We start from the raw sequence: 20903 nt of genomic DNA, 5'->3' as shown, positions 1-20903 counted from the left end.
TCAGGCATTGCGGCCAGCTTAGTTTGGCCTCGCACATATGCTAAATCGAACATTTTAGAGCGATGACTTCCGTACGATCGGACCTGATGCTCTAGCAGGACAAAGAACTATGGCAGGCGTAGAGCAGATTAAAGTCGAAGCCGACGAAACCGGCATGCGGTTGGACCGCTGGTTCAAGACGCATTTTCCGGGATTGGGTTTCGGCCATCTCCAGAAACTCTTGCGGTCGGGCCAGATAAGGATCGACGGCAGCCGTGCGAAAGCCGATACGCGCGTCGAACCCGGCCAGTTGATCCGCATTCCGCCGCTGGGCATCGACAGAAAAGGCGAGGGTGGCCCTCTGACCGCGCGCACGATGCGCGATCAGGACGATGGTGACGTGCTGGCGAAAATGACGTTGTACGAAGACGACAAGGTCATCGTGTTCGACAAGCCTGCCGGTCTGGCAGTGCAGGGCGGCTCTGGCCTTACGCGTCATGTCGACGGTATGCTGGAAGCGCTTCGCAACAAAAAAGGCGAGAAGCCGCGCCTCGTGCACCGGCTGGACCGGGATACGTCGGGCGTGCTCGTTGTCGCAAAAACGCGTCTCGCTGCCATGCGGTTGGCTGAATCCTTCCGCGCTCGCGAAACCAAAAAGACCTACTGGGCACTTGTGAGGGGCGTTCCCAAAAAGCGCGAAGACAAGATTTCGAGCTGGCTGATAAAGGAACAGACACCGGACGGCGACCGCATGCGTGTTGCACAGCATGGCGAAAAAGGTGCGGATCATGCCGTTTCCTACTACCGCGTGATCGAGCAGGCGGCGCAGACGATGTCCTGGCTGGAAATGGAGCCCTATACGGGCCGAACCCATCAGCTTCGCGTTCATGCAGCGTCGATCGATTGCCCCATCATTGGCGATCCGAAATATTTCGAGGCTGACCAGAATTGGGAATTTCCCGGCGGGCTGCAGAACAGACTTCATCTGCATGCACGTCGCATCATCATTCCACATCCTGACAAAGGCGTGATCGATGTTACCGCTCAACTGCCGCCGCATATGCGCCAAAGCTGGAACCTGATCGGATTCGACGAGAGCAATGCCGAGGCGTGATGGTTGGGGATACGCTGAGACTTTCTGATCGCCGGGACGCGATCGATGCGGCGGCGGTCGCTATCCTTATCGGGATTACTTTCTCCTGGGGATTGAACGGTGTTGCCGCCAAACTCGCCAATACCGGTTTCAATCCGATCTTCGTAACACTTGCCAGATCCGCGCTCGGCGGCATTCTGGTTCTGGCGTGGTGCCGCTATCGAAAGATCAATGTTTTTACGCGGGACGGCACACTTGTTGCCGGGCTGATCGCCGGGTCCCTTTTCGGCGTGGAATTCATTCTCGTTTATGTCGCGCTCGATTATACGAGCGTGGCGCGCAGCACGTTGATGGTCAACACGATGCCTTTCTGGGTGCTGATAGGCGCGCATTTCCTGCTCGGCGAACGTATGTCGGCGATGAAGTTCGCCGGAATGGCGATGGCCTTCGTCGGCGTCGCGCTTGTCTTCTCGGATCGCCTGAGCCTGCCTGATCCGTCTGCGATCACCGGCGACATTATGAGCCTGGTAGCGGGCGCGCTTTGGGCTGCAACGACGCTGGTCATCAAGAAGACCCGCCTTGCGGAAACGAGCGCCGAAAAGCTGCTGCTTTATCAATTGGCAGTAGCTTCGGTAATGGCGCTGCCGCTGCTTGCCGTCAGCGGGCCGATCATTCGCGAAATTTCGGCCATTTCAATTTCGGCAATCTTGTTTCAAGCGGTTTTCATCGTCGCCTTCACCTATATTCTATGGTTCTGGCTGATGCGGCGTTACCCGGCGACGGGCCTTTCAAGCTTTGCCTTTCTGACGCCAGCTTTCGGCGTCATATGCGGCGGTGTATTGCTTGGTGAAACGATCAGCGCGCGGATAGTGATCGCGCTGGTGTTGATTGCGGCGGGGTTGATGTTGGTAAACCGCCCGGCCAAACGAAAAACGATCTAAAGAGGTCATGATGCGCGATCTTCTCGAAGACATTGAAGCTGGACGTTTTCTCTCGGACCCGGACCCGGTCCGCCGCGCCCAGATCCAGATGAAAACGCCATTGCCGAAGCGCTTTTACGAGACGGTTTCCGTTGCGCCCTTGGAAGACAGCTTTGCAATCCATCTCGATGGCAAGTCGGTGCGAACACCGACAAAGGCGCTGCTTGCACTGCGGACTGAGGCCGCCGCCGATCTGGTGGCAGAAGAGTTTCGCGCGCAGGTCGAGGTGATCGACCCGGTTTCCATGCCGGTCATGCGCCTGGTCAATACAGCCATCGATGGTGTCGTTAACGACCCGCAGGCGGTGCTGGAAGACATTCTGCGCTTCGCCTCTTCCGACATGCTGTTCTACCGCGCCGACACGCCGGAACGGCTCGTAGCGCTTCAGGACGAGGCATGGGATCCGATTCTGGAATGGGCGCGCGTCTCGCTTGGCGCGCGCTTTACGCTTGCCGAGGGTGTCGTGCATGTTCAACAGCCGCGCGAGGCAATCGGCGCTGTTGGCATCCATCTTCAGAAGCGCGATGACCCGTTAAAGCTGGCTGCCTTGCATCTGATGACGTCCCTGACCGGCTCGGCGCTGATCGCAATTGCCGTCGAAGCGGGCGAAATCGACCTTGAGACAGCCTGGACCGCGGCCCATATCGATGAAAATTGGAATATCGAGCATTGGGGACAGGATTCGGAAGCGCTGGCACGTCAACAGGCGCGCAAGCGCGACATGCTTGCTGCCGTAAAACTGCTCGAAGCGCTGGAAAGCCCTATAAAAGCTGCCTAATCCGGCGCTTTTCGCCCGGAAACTCGGTCATAGGCGAGCTTTAATGCCAGAAACACTGCCAGAATAACGACATTCGAGATTATGCCGATCCCTATCTGGCTCATCTTGTCGGGAGTTTCGCTGGCAAGTGATGTTGGGATCAGGACGGCCACGAAAACCACGCCAAGCGCCAGCGGAATTAGCGACCCGACCGTTCCAGCCGTGCGCAGGCTCGTCAGAAAAAGTGCTGCGACCAGCCCGATGCGGAACGGATCGGTCAATTGCGCGATGAACATATCGCCAAAGTCCATATCTGCAGCCTCCCTTTGCAGTCCGATTTCAGTTACTTACAGCAATCCATTGAATCATAATAATATTTTTCATCCGATTGCTTTCGATGCTGAAACTCTATTCCGGTTTGGAGGCTACGCGAAGCACGTGCAATTAGACGAAAGTCATAATTCCAAAGCATCGTAGCCGAGTGACCTGATTTTCTGTCATGTCTTGGGAGATGAGTGCCATGAGTCTGCGGTCCGGGAGGGGGCGCGGACCAGTGATGGCAACATCTGTGACACATGGGAGGAGGACACGATGTCAGTGGCAGCAACTGCCGGTTCGGCAAATCGCAGCATGACGAGGGAAGAAAAGAAGGTCATCTTCGCTTCTTCGCTCGGTACCGTTTTCGAATGGTATGATTTTTATCTCTACGGCTCACTCGCGGCCTTTATCGGTGCTGCATTCTTCAGCGAATATCCGGAAGCCACCCGCAACATCTTTGCATTGCTTGCATTTGCCGCCGGCTTCCTCGTGCGCCCCTTCGGTGCGCTGGTGTTCGGCCGTATCGGCGATCTCGTCGGCCGCAAATATACCTTCCTCGTCACCATCCTTATCATGGGCTTTTCGACCTTCTTCGTCGGCCTGCTGCCCGGTTCCGCTACCATCGGTATTGCGGCTCCGATCATCCTGATCATCCTGCGCATGTTGCAGGGTCTGGCACTCGGCGGTGAATATGGCGGTGCGGCAACCTATGTGGCCGAACACGCGCCGGATGGGCGTCGTGGCTTCTACACATCATGGATTCAGACGACGGCAACGCTTGGTCTGTTCCTCTCACTGATCGTTATTCTGGCCATCCAGACCTATCTCGGCCCGGAAGATTTCAAAGCCTGGGGCTGGCGCGTTCCATTCCTGCTTTCGGTGTTTTTGCTGGGTGTTTCGGTCTGGATTCGTCTGTCGCTGAATGAATCTCCGGCTTTCTTGCGTATGAAGGACGAGGGAAAAGGCTCCAAGGCACCGCTTTCCGAAGCTTTCGGTCAGTGGAAAAACGCCAAGATCGCAATTCTCGCTCTGTTCGGCCTCACCGCCGGTCAGGCTGTGGTCTGGTATTCGGGCCAGTTCTACGCGCTGTTCTTCCTGCAGAACGTGCTCAAGGTTAATGCTGTCTCGGTCAACATCATGATCGCGATCGCGCTGGCTCTCGGCACGATCTTCTTCGTCGTGTTCGGCTGGCTGTCCGACAAGATCGGCCGCAAGCCGATCATCATGGCTGGTCTGGCTCTCGCAATCGTCACTTACTTCCCGCTGTTCAAGGCTCTGACCTGGGCTGCGAACCCGGCATTGGCGACGGCGCAGGAAAATATGCGTGCGACCGTTACCGCAGCACCCGGCGACTGCAGGTTCCAGTTCAACCCGGTCGGAACGGCGAAGTTCACCACGTCTTGCGATATCGCAACGTCCTTCCTGACCAGAAACTCCGTGCCATATGATGTCGTCACGACGGCAGCACCCGGCACTGCGGCAACGGTCACGATCGGTGGCGAGACGATCCCGTCTTACGATGCGGTAGCTGCCGGTGATCAGGCAAAGGCGATGGACACGACGTTTACGACGGCGGCGTTCACCTCCTTGCAGAGTCACGGTTATCCGCTGGTCCAGAACGAGGCAGGGGCCTTCACCATGGTCGCTGATCCCGCTCAGGTAAGCTGGCCGAAGGTCATCGCCATCCTGTTCGTTCTCGTTCTCTACGTGACGATGGTTTACGGGCCGATCGCGGCAATTCTGGTCGAGATGTTCCCGACCCGGATTCGCTACACCGGCATGTCGCTGCCTTACCATATCGGCAATGGCTGGTTCGGCGGCCTGCTTCCGGCAACCGTTTTCGCGATGAGCGCTGCACGAGGCGATATCTACTTCGGCCTCTGGTATCCGATCGCGATTGCGGCAATGACGCTGGTTATCGGCATCATCTTCGTGAGAGAGACGAAGGATACCAATCTCGACGCTGTAAAGTAACGGTTCGGCAATCAAGAAAAGCCCGGCGCATGAAAGTGCGCCGGGCTTTTTCACGTCTGGATTCGGTAAAGCTTTAGGTGCTGTTTGCGGGCAACAAAAAAGGCCGGGTAAACCCGGCCTTTCTTTAGTCGATCCGAAAGGATCAGACGGAGTAGTACATGTCGAATTCGACCGGGTGCGGCGTCATTTCGAAACGCATCACTTCAGCCATCTTCAATTCGATGTAGGCATCGATCTGGTCGTCGTCGAACACGCCGCCGGCCTTCAGGAAGCCGCGATCCTTGTCGAGGCTCTGGAGCGCTTCGCGCAGCGAGCCGCAAACGGTCGGGATCTTCTTCAGTTCTTTTGGCGGCAGGTCGTAAAGATCCTTGTCCATCGGCTGGCCAGGGTGGATCTTGTTCTTGATGCCGTCGAGGCCAGCCATCAGGAGCGCTGCGAAAGCGAGGTACGGGTTCGCGCCCGGATCAGGGAAACGAACTTCGACGCGCTTTGACTTCGGATTGGAGCCGAAAGGAATACGGCAGGAAGCCGAACGGTTGCGAGCCGAGTAGGCCAGCAGAACCGGAGCTTCATAGCCTGGAACCAGACGCTTGTAGGAGTTGGTCAGCGGGTTGGTGAACGCATTGACTGCCTTGGCATGCTTGATGACGCCGCCGATGAAGTACAGGCAGCTTTCCGACAGGCCAGCATATTCATTGCCTGCGAAGGTCGGCTTGCCGTCCTTCCAGATCGACATATGCACGTGCATGCCCGAACCATTGTCGCCGAAGATTGGCTTCGGCATGAAGGTTGCCGTCTTGCCGTAGGCGTTTGCGACCTGATGCACGACATACTTGTAGAGCAGCATCTTGTCGGCGTTGCGGACGAGCGTGTCGAACTTCACGCCAAGCTCATGCTGGGCAGCCGCCACTTCGTGGTGGTGCTTTTCAACGCGCACGCCCATTTCGGTGAGCACGGTCAGCATTTCAGAACGCATGTCCTGGGCGCTATCGATCGGCGGAACCGGGAAGTAGCCGCCCTTGACGCGCGGACGGTGGCCGAGGTTGCCGGTCTCATAGTCGGTGTCGTCGTTGGACGGCAGTTCAGTGGAGTCCAGCTTGAAGCCCGTATTGTACGGGTCGGCCTTGTACTTCACGTCGTCAAAGATGAAGAATTCAGCTTCCGGGCCGACGAAGATGGTGTCGCCGACGCCTTCTGCCTTCAGATAGGCTTCTGCCTTCTTGGCGGTGCCGCGTGGGTCGCGGTTGTAGGATTCGCCCGAAACCGGATCGAGAATGTCGCAGAGAACGACGAGCGTCGACTGAGCGAAGAACGGGTCGAGATGGACGGTCTCTGGATCCGGCATCAACACCATGTCGGATTCGTTGATGGCCTTCCAGCCGGCGATCGACGAGCCGTCGAACATGACGCCGTCAGCGAACATGTCTTCATCGACTTCGGCAACGTCCATCGTCACGTGCTGGAGCTTGCCCTTGGGATCGGTGAAGCGCAGATCGACGAATTTTACGTCGTTGTCCTTGATCTGCTTGAGGATGTCTTTTGCTGTCGTCATGTTTTGTATCCTGTATTATGACGTTGAATTAGAATGGTTTAGAGCGGCGCGCTAAAGTCAGATAGCGTCTATGCCGGTTTCGCCAGTGCGGATGCGCACGACTTCTTCGATATTCGAAACGAAGATCTTACCGTCGCCGATGCGGCCCGTTTGCGCCGCCTTGCGGATCGCTTCTATCGCGCTTTCCAGCGCTTCGTCACCGAGCACGACCTCGATTTTCACCTTTGGAAGGAAATCCACCACATATTCGGCGCCGCGATAGAGCTCGGTATGGCCTTTCTGACGGCCAAAGCCCTTGGCTTCGGTGACCGTGATGCCCTGCAGCCCGACCTCCTGAAGCGCTTCCTTCACCTCGTCGAGTTTGAAGGGCTTTATGATCGCTTCGATCTTTTTCATGCGTTTTGTAACCTCCGCGTGGGTACCAACGGGTTATTTACCCCGCTTGTGCCTATGAAAAGCACGAACCGTGCCAGTTTTTGCCGAAAGCAAGAAGTTTTGCCAAGACGGCGAGTTGAGACGGAATCTTGCACTTATGCGCTCTTTATCCGCCATCGACGCAGCTATTTTATGTGCAGCCAAATTCATGGCTTCTCAGGATTGGGTTATTTTTAGGCATAACGCCTAAATAATAAGCATGGATTGGGATTTTGCGGTCAATAATTGCCGCTAAAGTGGACTGGTGGCGAACTCGATTTCAACTAGATTGTTCGGGCCATGTCCAATGAAATCCTGACGCCAAAACAGATGTCGGAGCTAGACCACCTTGCCATAGAGCAGGGACCTTTTGACGAAGATGCGCTCTTGCAGCGCGCCGGAAATGCCGTTGCCGCGACAATCCTTTCGCGGTTTGCGGGGTGTCGTTCTGTCTCGGTCCTGTGCGGACCGGGCAACAATGGCGGTGATGGATATGTCGCTGCGCGTGTTTTGGCGGAGGCCGGCGTTTCGGTTGATCTCTTTTCGAGTGAACGACCGCGCGACGGGAGCGCTGCTGCACGCGCCGCACACGCCTATTCTGGCGAGGTCAGGCCTCTTCCGGAGTTCACCGCTCGTGACGATGCTCTGGTCGTCGATGCACTTTATGGGGCAGGGCTGTCACGCCCGATTTCGCGCGACATCTTGAGTCTAATTGATACTGTCGCTCGCTCGAATGCCCCTGTGCTTGCAGTAGATTTGCCTTCGGGCCTTTCCGGCGAAACCGGAAAAATCCTTGGTGGTGCGTTTAAAGCCGCTGTCACGGTGACATTCGTGCGCAAGAAACCAGCGCATCTGCTTTTTCCTGGCCGCTCTCTGTGCGGTGAAGTCGTCGTGGCTGATATCGGTATTCCTGACGCGCTTGTCTCCGAAATGAAACCTAACTGCTTTGAAAACGGTCCGCGCCTATGGCTATCGGCGTTTCCATCTCCGGCGATCGATGTGCACAAATACAGCCGGGGCCACGTCGCGGTACGATCGGGCAATTCGGCGGCTACGGGTGCGGCGCGCCTGTCGGCAGGTGCTGCAGCCCGCACAGGTGCCGGAGCAGTAACATTGCTTTCTCCCGAAGATGCGCTTGCAGAAAATGCCGCGCATCTCACGTCGATCATGCTTCACAAAGCGGATGGCCCTGCCGAGCTGCGAGAGTTTTTCGAACGACGCAAACCAGCCGCTCTGGTTTTCGGACCGGGTCTGGAGCCAGACGAAGCCACTTCGGACCTCGCACTGAAGCTGCTCGACGCGTCGCCCAATCCGAAACATCTGGTCTTCGATGCCGGTGCGCTTTCTGCGCTTGGGCTGCATGCGAAAGAAAAATGGCGCAGCAAAAAAGGTGGCCCATCACTGGTTTTGACGCCGCATGAGGGTGAGTTTCGGCGGCTATTTCCAGATATTGCGGAGAATGATGCGCTTTCGAAGCTGGAAATGACGCGAAATGCCGCCGACAGGTCGAACGCGACTGTCATTTTCAAGGGACCGGATACGGTGATTGCCGCGCCGGATGGACGAGCGGCAATAAATACCAATGGCACGCCGTTGCTGGCCACTGCCGGGTCCGGCGACGTGCTTTCAGGGATTGTTGGCGGTCTGCTGGCCCAAGGCATGCCTTCGTTCGAAGCGTGTTGCGCTGCCGTGTGGATGCATGCGCAAGCAGCGAGGCGCTTCGGGCCGGGACTTGTTGCGGATGATCTGGCCGATGCGCTTTTGCCAATATTGCGGGAGTTGTTTGCGGAAAAAGACGCTCAGACTACGCGCAAATAGGTCGAACCGGATACGCGATTTCGACCGTCACGCTTGGCTCCATAAAGCGCCTGATCGGCATCGATGAGAAGACGCTCGAAACTTATGTCTTCCTGGCCGCTGAACCCGACGCCTGCACTTACCGTGCAGCTCAGCATGCCGTTATCCGTCATGATCTGGCGCCGTGCAAACGCCGCACGGATGCGTTCTGCAGTGCTTTCGGCTCGATCCGGGAGGATTTGCGTCAGTACCAGCGCGAATTCCTCGCCGCCAAGCCGCACAGCGACATCGGTAGAGCGCTTGTTCGCAATGAGTTCGCTGGCGAAGATGCGCAAAACCTCGTCGCCCGCTGCGTGCCCGTATTCGTCATTGACCGCTTTGAAATTGTCGAGATCGAACATGATCACAGCCATCAGCGGGCCGGGCTTGCTCTTTCCGAAAAGCTCAAACAGGGCACGACGATTGAACAAACCGGTCAACTGGTCTGTTTGTGCGTCATGCTGGTGGACACGCGCCATGCGCGAATGGTTGAGGGTCAGGGAAATCGCGCCGATGCCGGTCAGGCCGGCAATTGCGGTGGCAAGATTGAGATTTTCAGCCCAGTTTTTCGGAGCGCTGCCGAGGATCAGGTTTCCATCCCAAATGAGAACGGCGGCGCACAGGGCGAATGAAATTCCGGTCAGTGTGTAAAGCACAACCATGCCTATGATCTGCCCCGGCGCTTCCTTGCGGCCACGCCAATATTCGACGGCAACAGCAAGAAGAATGACGCATGCGGCGATGTTCAGCAGCATGAAGCCCAGCCCATCATACCCGATTACCAACGGCGTTATGGCGATCAGATTGGAAATGATGCCTACGGAGGCAAAAAGCGGGATTGGCGAATTGCCAGTGCGAAACTGATGAGCCGCACCGAGCATGAGTGAAAAGCCACCCAGCAAAAGTGCGTATGTCGCGTAGGCGTAAAGCACCTGACCGGTATTGATGTAGAGGCTGTAGGCGAAGACGTTGACCACGATGAGCAGAACGGCCAACGACCAGGTCAGCAAAAAGCGCTCGCTACGTGCCGTGAGCCAACTGCCGAAAAGCGTCAAGGCAAGGCATGCCCCGGAGAAGCCGACGGCCACAAGAAGTGAACTGTAGTCGAGCGTCATTACCGCTCTGCCCCCGCTGCAACCGGCAAACCTTAAATTCACGGTCGAAACTAATATAAGGAAATGACGATATAGTTACGTCAGCAAGCAAAATCGGAATGATTGTAACCTATTCGACGCGTTTCATAAATGCCTGAGCGCCTTGCGGTGCGTGGATTTTCCCCGATGTGATAAAGTAGACATAGACGTCGCGCTTTTTCTTTTCAGGCTTCGACGAGGGGTCGGCAAAGTTCAGGTCTTCCGGTGCGCTTCCGTCCCGCCAGATTTTGGCACGTGCCGCCCATTGATCGAGCGCCTTCGGCGGATAACAGGTTGGCTCGTCATCATTACCTTTCTGCAGGCGTGCATAGACGAAATCGCCGGTCACATCGGCTATTGCCGGATAGGTTTCATGCTCTGCAAAGACGACAGTGATCTTGTGCTTGCGCAAGAGAGCGATGAATTCCGGCACCACGAAGGAAGGATTTCGCACTTCGACAGCATGCCTGAGGGGAATTCCGGCAAGCTTTTCAGGCAACAGCTTCAAAAACGCTTCGAAATCCTCGGGATCGAATTTTTTCGTCGGTGCAAATTGCCAGAGCAGAGGCCCAAGCTTCTCACCAAGCTCGGCGACGCCTGAATCGAAGAATCTGGTAAGCGATTCACCAGCCTCGCCAAGAACCCGGCGATTTGTGATGAAACGGTTTCCCTTCAGCGAAAATACGAAACCATCCGGCGACTCGCTCGCCCATTTCGCGAATGTGTTCGGTTTGAAAGTGGAATAATAGGTTCCGTTGACCTCGATCGTCGGAACCTGCCTGCTCGCATATTGGAGCTGTTTGGCCTTTGCCAGCTTGTCGGGATAGAAGGATTTGTCCCAGGGCTCGAATGTCCAGCCACCCATGCCAGCGCGAATTTTTGCTGTCATTCCTAATCCTCCAACTGACTGTGAAAATTTCGGCCGAAGACGAAATTATTCCGCAGCTTCCGCATTTCTCCCCGGCCGGCGACCGAGCAACTCCTTCAGGAACTGTCCGGTGTAGGAGCGTTCGACCTCGGAAATATCTTCCGGTCTGCCGCTCGCAACAAGTTCGCCGCCGCCGTCACCGCCTTCGGGACCCAGATCCAGAACCCAGTCGGCGATCTTTATGACTTCGAGATTGTGCTCGATGACGACGACGGTGTTTCCCTGATCGACAAGTTCATTCAACACTTCAAGTAGCTTGGCTACGTCATGGAAATGCAAGCCGGTTGTCGGCTCGTCAAGAATGTAAAGTGTCTTGCCGGTCGCCTTGCGGGACAGCTCTTTCGCCAGCTTGATGCGCTGTGCTTCGCCGCCCGAAAGCGTGTTCGCCTGCTGGCCGATATGGATGTAGCCGAGGCCAACCTTCGCCAGCGTTTCAAGCTTGTCGCGGACGCCGGGTACGGCCGCAAAGAAATCGACGCCTTCCTCGACCGTCATTTCCAGAACGTCTGCTATCGACTTGCCCTTGAAGGTGACATCGAGCGTTTCGCGGTTGTAACGCTTGCCGTGGCAGACATCGCAGGTGACATAGACATCGGGCAGGAAGTGCATCTCGATCTTGATGACGCCGTCGCCCTGGCAGGCTTCGCAGCGCCCGCCCTTCACATTGAAGGAGAAGCGGCCAGGCGCATAACCGCGCGCCTTTGCTTCGGGCAAGCCGGCGAACCAGTCACGGATCGGCGTGAAAGCGCCCGTATAGGTCGCAGGATTGGAGCGCGGCGTGCGCCCGATCGGCGACTGGTCGATGTCGATGACCTTATCGAGAAACTCCAGCCCCTCGATGCGATCGTGTTCGGCTGGGTGTTCGCGCGAACCCATGATGCGGCGCGAGGCAGCTTTGAACAGCGTCTCGATCAGGAAGGTCGATTTGCCGCCGCCGGAAACACCGGTAACCGCAGTAAACGTTCCAAGAGGGATTTCAGCGGTGACGTTCTTCAGATTGTTGCCGCGTGCGCCGACAACCTTGATGCGACGACCCTTTTTGAATTCGCGACGTTCCGTGGGCATGGCAATTGCGAGCTCACCGGTGAGGTATTTTCCGGTAATCGAATTCGGGTTGCTCATGACCTCGGAAGGCGTGCCCTGCGCGATGATCTCGCCGCCGTGGATACCGGCGGCTGGACCCATATCAACGACATAGTCTGCCGTGAGAATCGCGTCCTCGTCATGTTCGACGACGATGACCGTATTGCCGAGATCGCGCAGATGTTTCAGCGTGTCGAGCAGGCGCGCATTGTCGCGCTGGTGAAGGCCGATGGAAGGCTCATCCAGCACGTAAAGCACGCCTGTAAGGCCGGAGCCGATCTGCGAGGCAAGCCGGATGCGCTGGCTTTCGCCGCCGGACAATGTTCCCGAATTTCGGGAGAGCGTCAGATAATCGAGGCCGACATCGTTCAGAAAGCGCAGGCGTTCGCGGATTTCCTTCAGGATGCGCGCAGCGATTTCATTCTGCTTGCTGTTGAGCGCTTCTGGCAAAACCTCGAACCAGGAATTCGCCTTGCGGATCGCAAGCGCGGTGACTTCGCCGATATGCTTGCCGGCAATTTTCACGGCGAGCGATTCCGGCTTGAGGCGATAGCCGTCGCAGGCCGGGCAGGGCGTTGCCGCCATGAAGCGCTCGATCTCTTCGCGCATCCATGCCGATTCTGTTTCCTTCCAGCGGCGCTGTAGGTTCGGGATCACGCCTTCGAAGGTTTTTGTCGTCTTGTAAGAGCGCAATCCATCATCGTATTGGAACGCTATCTCGCGCGTGCCTGTGCCATGCAGGATCGCGTCGCGGGCCTCTTCCGACAAATCCTTGAACTTGTCGCCGATCTTGAAGCCATAGACTTTGCCGAGCCCTTCGAGGGTCTGCGAGTAATAGGGCGAGGTGGATTTTGCCCAGGGCGACACCGCGCCGTCGCGCAGGGAAATATTGTCGTCCGGCACGATCAAATTCGCGTCGATGGCGCGCTGGTGGCCGAGCCCGTCGCAGGCCGGGCATGCGCCGAAGGGATTGTTGAACGAGAACAGCCGCGGCTCGATTTCCGGGATCGTGAAGCCGGAAACCGGGCAGGCAAACTTTTCGGAAAACAGAAGCCGCTCATGCGTCTCGTTCTTCGATTTGTTGACAGAATCCTCTCCGGTCTGGCTGGCGTCCAGCGGCTTGTCCGCAAATTCCGCAACGCAAAGCCCGTCTGCCAGCTTCAGCGACGTTTCGATGGAATCCGCCAGACGCGTTGCGAGGTCACCGCGAAGGACGATGCGGTCCACGACCACGTCGATGTCGTGCTTGTATTTTTTGTCGAGCGCCGGAACGTCTGCGATTTCGTAGAAAACGCCGTCGACTTTTACGCGCTGGAACCCTTTTTTCTGAAGCTCCGCCAGCTCCTTGCGGTACTCGCCCTTTCGGCCGCGCACCATCGGCGCCATGATGTAGAGGCGGGTGCCTTCTTCAAGCGCCAGAACGCGATCGACCATCTGGCTGACGGTCTGGCTTTCGATCGGCAACCCGGTCGCAGGCGAATACGGAACGCCGACGCGCGCAAACAGCAAGCGCATATAGTCGTAGATCTCGGTGACCGTACCTACGGTCGATCGCGGGTTTCTCGACGTCGTCTTCTGCTCGATGGAGATGGCCGGCGAAAGCCCGTCGATCTGATCGACGTCGGGCTTTTGCATCATTTCAAGAAACTGGCGGGCATATGCCGAAAGACTTTCGACATAGCGGCGCTGGCCTTCCGCATAGATCGTATCGAATGCGAGCGACGATTTTCCCGAACCCGACAGCCCAGTCATCACGATCAGTGAATCGCGGGGAAGGTCGAGATCGACATTTTTCAAATTATGTTCGCGCGCACCGCGAATGGAAAGATACTTGTGGTCGGCCATGCCGGTCCGCGCCTCATTGGAAAACTGAATTGCCTGCAAGGCCACTCATGTAGGTAATCGGAGAGCTATTTCGAGTGCCACGGGTTCGTGCACGCGACGATCAGGTTTATCGCGCTTTACGTTATGGCGGCAAGTCAAAAAAGAACAAAGGCCGAACAGGCTGCTGACAGATTTGTCAGGAGTGACAGTGGGGCGATCACATTTCATTTCCTCAGACATAAGGTGGTTGACGGCAGCAATGGCCGGGCGCAGAATTTGATCGTGATTGAAAGTTGCCCGCGCCTGCGAGACGCCGCAGGCAATCGAAACTGGCAGAGGAGTGAGGCATGACCCCGCCTGACAGTATCAATGCTCCATCGATCGGTGGAGCAGCGTAAGGCCGCAATCTTCGATTGGCCGACGCATTTATCCAAAATCAGAAACCATTGTCGGATCGGCGAAGGATATTCGCTTTATTCCGAATAAAAACCAGGAGCTTACTCCGGTATCAGGCATGAATTGCCTGAAGGCCTCGCGTCTCATTAGAGAGCGAGGCCATTTTTATAAGTGCAATCCCGGCGCGAAGCTTGATTTCCTGCAGGTTATATGTAGAACAAAATAAGAACAAACATTTTGTGGACAGCGAACGAATTTGAACCACGCGAAGGATCGTGTGTTATCTATGACGTCAGACGGTTCAGCGCATCGCTGTTTCTAGGATTTAAGTACGGAGCGGAGTCATGGCAGGTAGCGTCAACAAAGTCATTCTTGTAGGCAATCTTGGCGCGGACCCGGAAATTCGGCGTCTGAATTCGGGCGATCCGGTCGTCAATATTCGTGTCGCCACGTCCGAAAGCTGGCGCGACAAAGGCTCGGGAGAGCGCAAGGAAAAGACCGAATGGCATAATGTTGTGATTTTCAACGACAATCTGGCCAAGGTCGCCGAGCAGTATCTGAAAAAAGGCATGAAGGTTTACGTCGAAGGCCAGTTGCAGACGCGCAAATGGCAGGACCAGACCGGCAATGACCGCTACACGACCGAAATCGTTTTGCAGAAATTCCGCGGTGAGCTGCAGATGCTCGACGCGCGCGGGCAGGGCGGCGAAGGCGGTGGCCAGGTTGGTTACGGCGGCGGAGGAGGCCGTAGCGGCGGTTCGGACTTCGGCCAATCCGGCCCGAATGAGGATTATGCTCGTGGCGGCGCAAGCCGGGGCGGTAGTAGTGGTGGCGGTGGTGGCGGTGGCGGAAACCGCGATCTCGACGACGAAATTCCGTTCTGATCGTCAGCAAGTAATTTTTTCCGGCACATAAGCCGACAAAGAAGGTGCCCTTCGTGAGGGCATCTTGACGTATGAATAACAAGCAATTGGACGGCCCGGTTTCGTAAAGACGGGTAGGACGTTACCGGCAGGGGGAAACATGGCGGGGATGAGAAGCGGCTTGATAAGGTCGGCATTGCTGCTGTTGTTCGTTTTATCGGCGTCGCCTGCTTTCGCCGCGGAAGGATTGCCTGGCGAGAGCATGTCTTTGCTATGGGCGCTGCCTTTCGCTGGCATACTTCTGTGCATCGCAACCGGACCGCTGCTCTATCCGCATGTGTGGGAGCATCACTACGGCAAGATCACCGCGCTCTGCTCGCTTATGGTGATCGTTCCGATGGTTCTGCTCTACGGGCCGTCGATCGCTTTGACATCGGTGGCTCACACGATGCTGCTGGAATATATGTCGTTCATCATCCTGCTGTTCGCGCTGTTTACGATCGCGGGCGGGATATTGATTTCCGGCAACATCCACGGAACGCCGGCGATAAATGCGGGCATTTTGCTGATCGGCGCGTTGCTGGCATCGGTGGTCGGTACGACCGGCGCGTCGATGATCATGATCCGGCCGATTATTCGCGCAAATGACAATCGCCCGATCAACGCGCATGTCGTCATCTTCTTCATCTTCCTCGTCTCCAATATAGGCGGTTCCCTGACCCCGCTTGGCGATCCGCCCCTGTTCATCGGATTCCTGCGCGGCGTCGATTTCTTCTGGACGACCTCTCACTTGATCTGGGAAGCCGCGTTTGTCGGCGGCATCGTGCTGGGTGTGTTCATTGTTCTCGATGTGATCCTGCATCGCCGCGAAGACGGCCTCCCGAAAATCAAAGATCCGACGCCCGATTCCAAAATTCGCGTACGCGGATTGGTGAATTTGCCGCTTCTTGGTGGTGTGATCCTCGCAATTCTCATGTCTGGAACGTGGAATCCCGGCATTTCTTTCACCGTATTCGGTGTTGAACTCGAATTGCAGAACCTCCTGCGCGACGCCATCATCCTCGCTTTGGCACTCCTTTCGCTCGCTATCTCACGCCAGGAATTCCGCGAGGCAAACGGCTTCAATTGGGGGCCGATCCTCGAAGTCGCGAAGCTTTTCGCAGGCATTTTCATCTGCATCATTCCCGTCATCGCTATTCTTCAAGCGGGTCTTGGCGGCGCATTTGCCCCGCTGGTCTCGCTCGTCACCGGGCCGGACGGCGCGCCGAACGATCTGGCATATTTCTGGATGACCGGAATATTGTCGTCTGTCCTCGACAACGCACCGACATATCTCGTTTTCTTCGAACTCGCCGGTGGCGACCCGCAGGTGCTGATGACGACGCTCGCCAGAACGCTGACCGCGATTTCCGCCGGCGCGGTGTTCATGGGAGCGAACACCTATATCGGCAACGCCCCGAACTTCATGGTTTATGCGATTGCGCGCGGTCAGGGCGTCAAAATGCCGAGCTTCTTCGGCTACATGGCGTGGTCAGGCGCAGTTCTGATCCCGACTTTCATTCTGGCAGGCTTCGTATTTTTCTGATTGAGCGGAGCTATCTGTTTGGCAATCCGTTCGCTTTTCGCTTGGCGCGAATGTCATCTGCCTGCTTGATCATGGAATCCCGGAGTGACTGCAAGCCGGCGCGATTTTGCGCAAGCTGACTCGCGCATTTCGTTTTCGATGTGAAGTCATTCTTATTGCGGGCGTCCCATTCCAGGGCCGCATCGATGGTTTTCACCGCTTCATCGACATCGCCGAACGCATACTCGTTCAGCGGGCGGCCAATGACTTCGGAGAATGAGCCGAAAAGTGCAGCATCTCCCGACTTGCCCTGATCCAGTGGACAGGCGAGGTGCACGCGGTAACGAAGCTGTCCGGCATAGAACCAGAAAACGGCTTCGTCTTTTTTACCGCTGTAAAAGAGCTTGTTTGCCAAAATGTAGTAGGCGGCGGGATGTGCGGAGGTAAGCGACGATTTGAGCTCGTCTGTGCTCATCGAATTGTAGTCTTGAGCGGATACTGTGCCGCTGAAACTCATGGAAAGTGCAGCTGCCAGTAAAAGACGCATTGCAGTTTCTCCTGTTCAGACGGCGATAAGCGCCCTCACGCCATCGGCGATGAATTGCACGGCCAGCGCCGCGAGAATAACGCCGAGAATACGGGTCAGTATCGAGCGTCCGGTATGCCCAAGCAGGCCATCGACACGTTCTGCCAGAATGAAGACGAGATAGGTCAGAAGCAGGCAGACGAGGATGATCGCCACGAGCGCGATTTGTGCCGACCAGCCTTGAAACGATCCTGAAAGCAGAACCGTTGCCGAGATGGCACCCGGACCGGCGATCAATGGGATCGCCAGCGGGAAGGCGGCGACGTTATGGATCATGTCCTTGGTGATGGCGACGGTCGCGCTGTTTTCATGCCGCTGCTGACGACGCTCGAAAATCATGTCGAACGCGATGACGAAAAGCAGAATTCCACCCGCTACACGGAAAGCGGGCAGGGTGATGCCGAACAAATTGAGAATGAAGGCACCGGCCAATGCGAAGATCGCGAGAATTAAAAAGCCGATGACACTCGCCCGGATCGATACCTGCTTGCGTTCATCTCGTGTCATGCCGCGGGTGACGGCGAGAAAAAGCGGGGCGAGGCCGGGCGGGTCGATCGTGACGAGGATCGTCACGAAGGCGTTGAACAGAATGTCATAGCTTGGCACAGCCCTATTCCTTTCCGTTCATGCTGATATTCGCGGAGATAAAGCCCGCGCGGTGAAATCAGACTTCTATAGCGGCGCGGATTTTCTCTGCGTTCGCGGCAAGAATTTCCGGCTTTTCCATGTTGCCGCTATGCGGCCGCAACGCAACGCCTTCGAAGCGCGGAATAATGTGGACATGAAGGTGGAAGACGATCTGTCCGCCCGCAGTTTCGTTAAATTGCTGAACGGTGACGCCATCGGCGTCGAACGCCTTCTTTACGGCGCGAGCCAGCTTTTGCGTTGTTTTTGCAACCGCTGCGAGACTGTCGGTCTCGACGTCGAGAATATTACGTGAGGCCTTCTTCGGGATCACCAGGCAATGGCCGTCGCCGCGCGGCATGATGTCCATCAGGGCGTAGGTGTCGTCGTCTTCGTAAAGCTTGTGCGACGGAAGTTCGCCGCGCAGGATTTTAGCAAAGACATTGGTGTCGTCGTAAGTGCCCATCTCGTCCCTCTCTTTAGTCGATTGCATAGAGCGAGCATGCATGCCGCGTCAATCTTGCGGCTCGTTGCCGGTCTTGCGAAACGGTGTGTGCTCATCGAGATATTGTTTCGTGTCTTCGACGTCGCGTCGTTCACGCTGCAGATAATCGGCGATTGCACGGCGCAGTCCCGGATGTGAGATGTAGTGAGCGGAATGGGTGATGACCGGCTGATAACCGCGCGCCAGCTTGTGCTCCCCTTGTGCGCCGGCCTCGACGACACGCAAGCCGCGCTCGATCGCGAAATCGATTGCCTGATGGTAGCAAACTTCGAAATGCAGATAGGGATGATCCTCGATGCAGCCCCAGTTTCGTCCGTAAAGTGTGTCTGAGCCGATGAAATTGATCGCGCCCGCAACATAGTTTCCCGCGCGGCGCGCCATGACGAGCAGCACGTCGTCGGCCATTCGCTCGCCAATCAGCGAAAAGAATTTCCGCGTGAGATATGGGCGACCCCATTTGCGGCTGCCGGTATCCATGTAGAAGGCGAAGAAATCGTCCCATACGGCTTCCGTCAAATCACTTCCGGTTAGCCATTCTATCTCTATGCCTGACGAAAGCGCTTCGCGCCGCTCCTTGCGCAAAGCCTTGCGCTTTCGCGAGGCGAGCGTTTCCAGAAAGTTCTCGTAGGTCGAAAAGCCTTCGTTGAAAAAATGGAATTGCTGGTCGGTTCGCGGCAAGAACCCTGCCTCTTCAAGCGCCAGCATATCGTCTTCCTGCGCAAAGGTGACGTGCGATGATGAAGCGCCGAGCCGGTCGGTAACGGTTTTCAGACCGGCGGCGAGGGCCGCCTTTACGGCCTGTGCGTTCGCTGCACGCGATGACAGAAGCCGTGGCCCGGTCGCAGGCGTGAAAGGCACACAGGATTGAAGCTTGGGATAGTAGCGCCCGCCGGCGCGCTCAAATGCATCCGCCCAGCCATGGTCGAAGACATATTCGCCCTGGCTATGCGATTTCAGATAGCACGGAACGGCACCGAGAAGTGCGCCGTCCGGCGCTTCCAGTCGCAAATGATGTCCCTGCCAGCCCAATCCTGGGCTGACGCATCCAGACTCTTCAAGTATTTGTAAAAATTTGAACGAAATAAAAGGGTTGTATGCTTCTTCTAAAGTTTCTTTTGAGCTGCCGGAAAGGCCATTCCATTCGCTTTCTGTGAAGCTTCCCATCCCCGGAACGGCGCGGATAACGAACTCTCCGCCGTTTCCTTCGCCTTCATCTGCCGAGCTTTTGTCCATGTCGCTTACTTACGCCTTGGCAACGGCAAAACAATGGGTGGCATGTTCGCTTTAAACGGAAGCGGCTTCGGGTTCGAAGCCTTCGAACGTCATTTGATCCGCATGTTCGAATGTCTGCGCTACCGCCTTGTCGTTTCGAACCGTCCAGGTGATGACCGGCATCCCAAGCTTGCCACGCACAAAACTGACGAACGGGTTCGGCAGATGGTCAACGGCGTAAGATACGAAGGAAATGCCGTTGCCGAGCATGGCGAAATGCGCTTCCAGCTCGTGTTGTTCTGAACCCCATGCTGTCAGCCCCGCCGGAATTCCTTCGGCGTGTTTGGGAAATTCGCGGATCAGCCAATGATCGAAGGACATGATCGCGGCTTGTCCTTCGTAGGCGCGCAGAAGCGTGCAGACACGCTCGACCAGTCCATCATCCTTTCCCGGTGTACCTTTCAGCTCGATGACGAGCGGCACGCGCCCGGCAACGAAGTCGAGCATTTCCTTGAGGGTGGGAGCGTGGTCGGCGGTGCCGCCAATCTGCATGGCACCAAATTCCGCAGCCGTTCGCTGCCACACATAACCGTCCGTTCCAGCAAGACGCTTCAAGCCGTCATCATGAAAAACGACTGGAACGCCATCCGACGACAAATGCACGTCGCATTCGATCGCGTAGCCCTTTTTGATCGCTCGACCGAAGGCGGAGAGGGTATTTTCCCAGATTTTATTGTTCAGGTCGTGATAGCCGCGATGGGCAATCGGCCGGCTGGTCAGCCAGGAAATGTCGGACATTGAGGCAACTCACGCGGTTTCAATAATGGCTTCGATCTCGACGGCGGCATTCAGCGGCAAAACTGCCGTGCCAACCGCGGAACGTGCGTGCTTTCCGCGCTCGCCGAGCACTTCCACCAGGAAGTCGGATGCGCCGTTGGCCACGAGGTGCTGTTCGGTAAAGCCGGTGTCGGAAGCGACGAATACGGTGATCTTCACCAGCTTTTTGATCTTTTCGAGATCGCCTAGTGCGGCTTTTGCCTGCGCCAGAATGTTGATTGCGCAAAGCTTTGCGGCTTCCTGGCCCGCTTTGGTGTCGAGATCGCGCCCGAGCAATCCGCTTGCCGCCAGTTTTCCATCCTTGAGAGGCAACTGGCCCGCGGTGAACACGAAATTTCCGGTCTGAACGAAAGGAACGTAATTCGCGGCAGGTGCAGCGGCGACTGGCAGCGTAATTCCCAAATCTGCCAGACGGCTCTCGATTGTGTCGCTCATTGCGTTTACC

The 20903-nt window shown here is 56.6% G+C and carries 19 protein-coding genes; 7 read left to right on the top strand and 12 right to left on the bottom strand.

The features are described from left to right. Positions 1 to 109: 109 nt before the first annotated feature. From ABFT80_RS05760 to ABFT80_RS05750, 3 genes are read left to right on the top strand one after another with little or no spacing between them, the layout of a single operon-like run. Positions 110 to 1093: an RluA family pseudouridine synthase gene (locus ABFT80_RS05760; RefSeq protein ID WP_347970929.1), complete on the top strand. Its 984-nt coding sequence runs from the start codon at positions 110 to 112 to the stop codon at positions 1091 to 1093. After that, entirely contained in the window at positions 1093 to 2013 is a 921-nt protein-coding gene (locus ABFT80_RS05755) for a DMT family transporter (protein ID WP_347970928.1), read from the top strand. Before ABFT80_RS05760 ends, ABFT80_RS05755 begins: the two co-directional genes overlap by 1 nt. A gap of 10 nt (positions 2014 to 2023) precedes the next feature. Next, positions 2024 to 2830 (top strand): ATP12 family chaperone protein, encoded by an 807-nt coding sequence (locus ABFT80_RS05750; RefSeq protein ID WP_347971381.1) that lies wholly within the window; start codon positions 2024 to 2026, stop codon positions 2828 to 2830. Here the strand turns inward: ABFT80_RS05750 and ABFT80_RS05745 are convergent. Next, entirely contained in the window at positions 2827 to 3120 is a 294-nt protein-coding gene (locus ABFT80_RS05745) for a hypothetical protein (RefSeq protein ID WP_347970927.1), read from the bottom strand. The genes ABFT80_RS05750 and ABFT80_RS05745 overlap by 4 nt on opposite strands. A 280-nt stretch (positions 3121 to 3400) precedes the next feature. Between ABFT80_RS05745 and ABFT80_RS05740 the strand changes: the two genes are divergently transcribed. Beyond that, a complete protein-coding gene (locus tag ABFT80_RS05740; protein WP_347970926.1) occupies positions 3401 to 5101 on the top strand; it encodes an MFS transporter in 1701 nt (566 codons plus the stop codon). A 142-nt stretch (positions 5102 to 5243) separates the two neighbouring features. On the opposite strand, the gene glnA is transcribed toward ABFT80_RS05740, so the two are convergent. Both glnA and ABFT80_RS05730 read right to left on the bottom strand, forming a co-directional pair. Further along, positions 5244 to 6653 (bottom strand): type I glutamate--ammonia ligase, encoded by a 1410-nt coding sequence (glnA, locus tag ABFT80_RS05735; protein WP_347970925.1) that lies wholly within the window; start codon positions 6651 to 6653, stop codon positions 5244 to 5246. Between the two features lie 57 nt (positions 6654 to 6710). Next, the gene (locus ABFT80_RS05730) at positions 6711 to 7049 is read right to left on the bottom strand and encodes a P-II family nitrogen regulator (protein ID WP_347970924.1); all 339 of its coding nucleotides are present in this window, start codon (positions 7047 to 7049) and stop codon (positions 6711 to 6713) included. 318 nt (positions 7050 to 7367) lie between these two features. On the opposite strand from ABFT80_RS05730, the gene ABFT80_RS05725 reads away from it, so the two are divergent. Further along, entirely contained in the window at positions 7368 to 8885 is a 1518-nt protein-coding gene (locus tag ABFT80_RS05725; protein ID WP_347970923.1) for an NAD(P)H-hydrate dehydratase, read from the top strand. On the opposite strand, the gene ABFT80_RS05720 is transcribed toward ABFT80_RS05725, so the two are convergent. The 3 genes from ABFT80_RS05720 to uvrA form a co-directional block, all read right to left on the bottom strand. After that, entirely contained in the window at positions 8867 to 10018 is a 1152-nt protein-coding gene (locus ABFT80_RS05720; RefSeq protein WP_347970922.1) for a GGDEF domain-containing protein, read from the bottom strand. The genes ABFT80_RS05725 and ABFT80_RS05720 overlap by 19 nt on opposite strands. A 109-nt stretch (positions 10019 to 10127) precedes the next feature. Next, positions 10128 to 10925 carry a DUF72 domain-containing protein gene (locus tag ABFT80_RS05715; RefSeq protein WP_347970921.1) on the bottom strand — a complete coding sequence of 266 codons (798 nt, stop codon included), beginning with the start codon at positions 10923 to 10925 and terminating at the stop codon, positions 10128 to 10130. 45 nt (positions 10926 to 10970) lie between these two features. Next, the gene (uvrA, locus tag ABFT80_RS05710) at positions 10971 to 13892 is read right to left on the bottom strand and encodes an excinuclease ABC subunit UvrA (protein ID WP_347970920.1); all 2922 of its coding nucleotides are present in this window, start codon (positions 13890 to 13892) and stop codon (positions 10971 to 10973) included. 719 nt (positions 13893 to 14611) lie between these two features. Here uvrA and ssb point away from each other — a divergent pair. Then, the gene (gene ssb / locus ABFT80_RS05705) at positions 14612 to 15151 is read left to right on the top strand and encodes a single-stranded DNA-binding protein (RefSeq protein ID WP_347970919.1); all 540 of its coding nucleotides are present in this window, start codon (positions 14612 to 14614) and stop codon (positions 15149 to 15151) included. A gap of 148 nt (positions 15152 to 15299) precedes the next feature. Further along, complete coding sequence (locus tag ABFT80_RS05700; protein ID WP_347971380.1) at positions 15300 to 16715, top strand: sodium:proton antiporter; 1416 nt, start codon at positions 15300 to 15302, stop codon at positions 16713 to 16715. Between the two features lie 10 nt (positions 16716 to 16725). Here the strand turns inward: ABFT80_RS05700 and ABFT80_RS05695 are convergent, their stop codons facing one another. The 6 genes from ABFT80_RS05695 to ABFT80_RS05670 all read right to left on the bottom strand — a co-directional run bounded on the left by ABFT80_RS05695 (position 16726) and on the right by ABFT80_RS05670 (position 20893). Then, positions 16726 to 17241: a hypothetical protein gene (locus tag ABFT80_RS05695; RefSeq protein WP_347970918.1), complete on the bottom strand. Its 516-nt coding sequence runs from the start codon at positions 17239 to 17241 to the stop codon at positions 16726 to 16728. Positions 17242 to 17256: 15 nt separating this feature from the next. Then, complete coding sequence (locus ABFT80_RS05690; RefSeq protein WP_347970917.1) at positions 17257 to 17886, bottom strand: MarC family protein; 630 nt, start codon at positions 17884 to 17886, stop codon at positions 17257 to 17259. Positions 17887 to 17944: 58 nt separating this feature from the next. Next, on the bottom strand, positions 17945 to 18370 hold the full coding sequence (locus tag ABFT80_RS05685) for an HIT family protein (RefSeq protein ID WP_347970916.1): 426 nt from the start codon (positions 18368 to 18370) through the stop codon (positions 17945 to 17947). Positions 18371 to 18418: 48 nt separating this feature from the next. Beyond that, the gene (locus tag ABFT80_RS05680) at positions 18419 to 19573 is read right to left on the bottom strand and encodes a GNAT family N-acetyltransferase (RefSeq protein WP_455189894.1); all 1155 of its coding nucleotides are present in this window, start codon (positions 19571 to 19573) and stop codon (positions 18419 to 18421) included. 120 nt (positions 19574 to 19693) lie between these two features. After that, positions 19694 to 20419 (bottom strand): glycerophosphodiester phosphodiesterase, encoded by a 726-nt coding sequence (locus ABFT80_RS05675; RefSeq protein WP_347970914.1) that lies wholly within the window; start codon positions 20417 to 20419, stop codon positions 19694 to 19696. 9 nt (positions 20420 to 20428) lie between these two features. Continuing rightward, on the bottom strand, positions 20429 to 20893 hold the full coding sequence (locus ABFT80_RS05670) for a RidA family protein (protein WP_347970913.1): 465 nt from the start codon (positions 20891 to 20893) through the stop codon (positions 20429 to 20431). Positions 20894 to 20903 lie beyond the last annotated feature (10 nt).

Source organism: Foliimonas ilicis (genome assembly GCF_039939195.1).
Lineage (GTDB): Bacteria > Pseudomonadota > Alphaproteobacteria > Rhizobiales > Rhizobiaceae > Foliimonas > Foliimonas ilicis.
The sequence above is the reverse complement of the archived record's forward strand: the minus strand, read 5'-3'. Positions and strand labels throughout refer to the sequence as shown.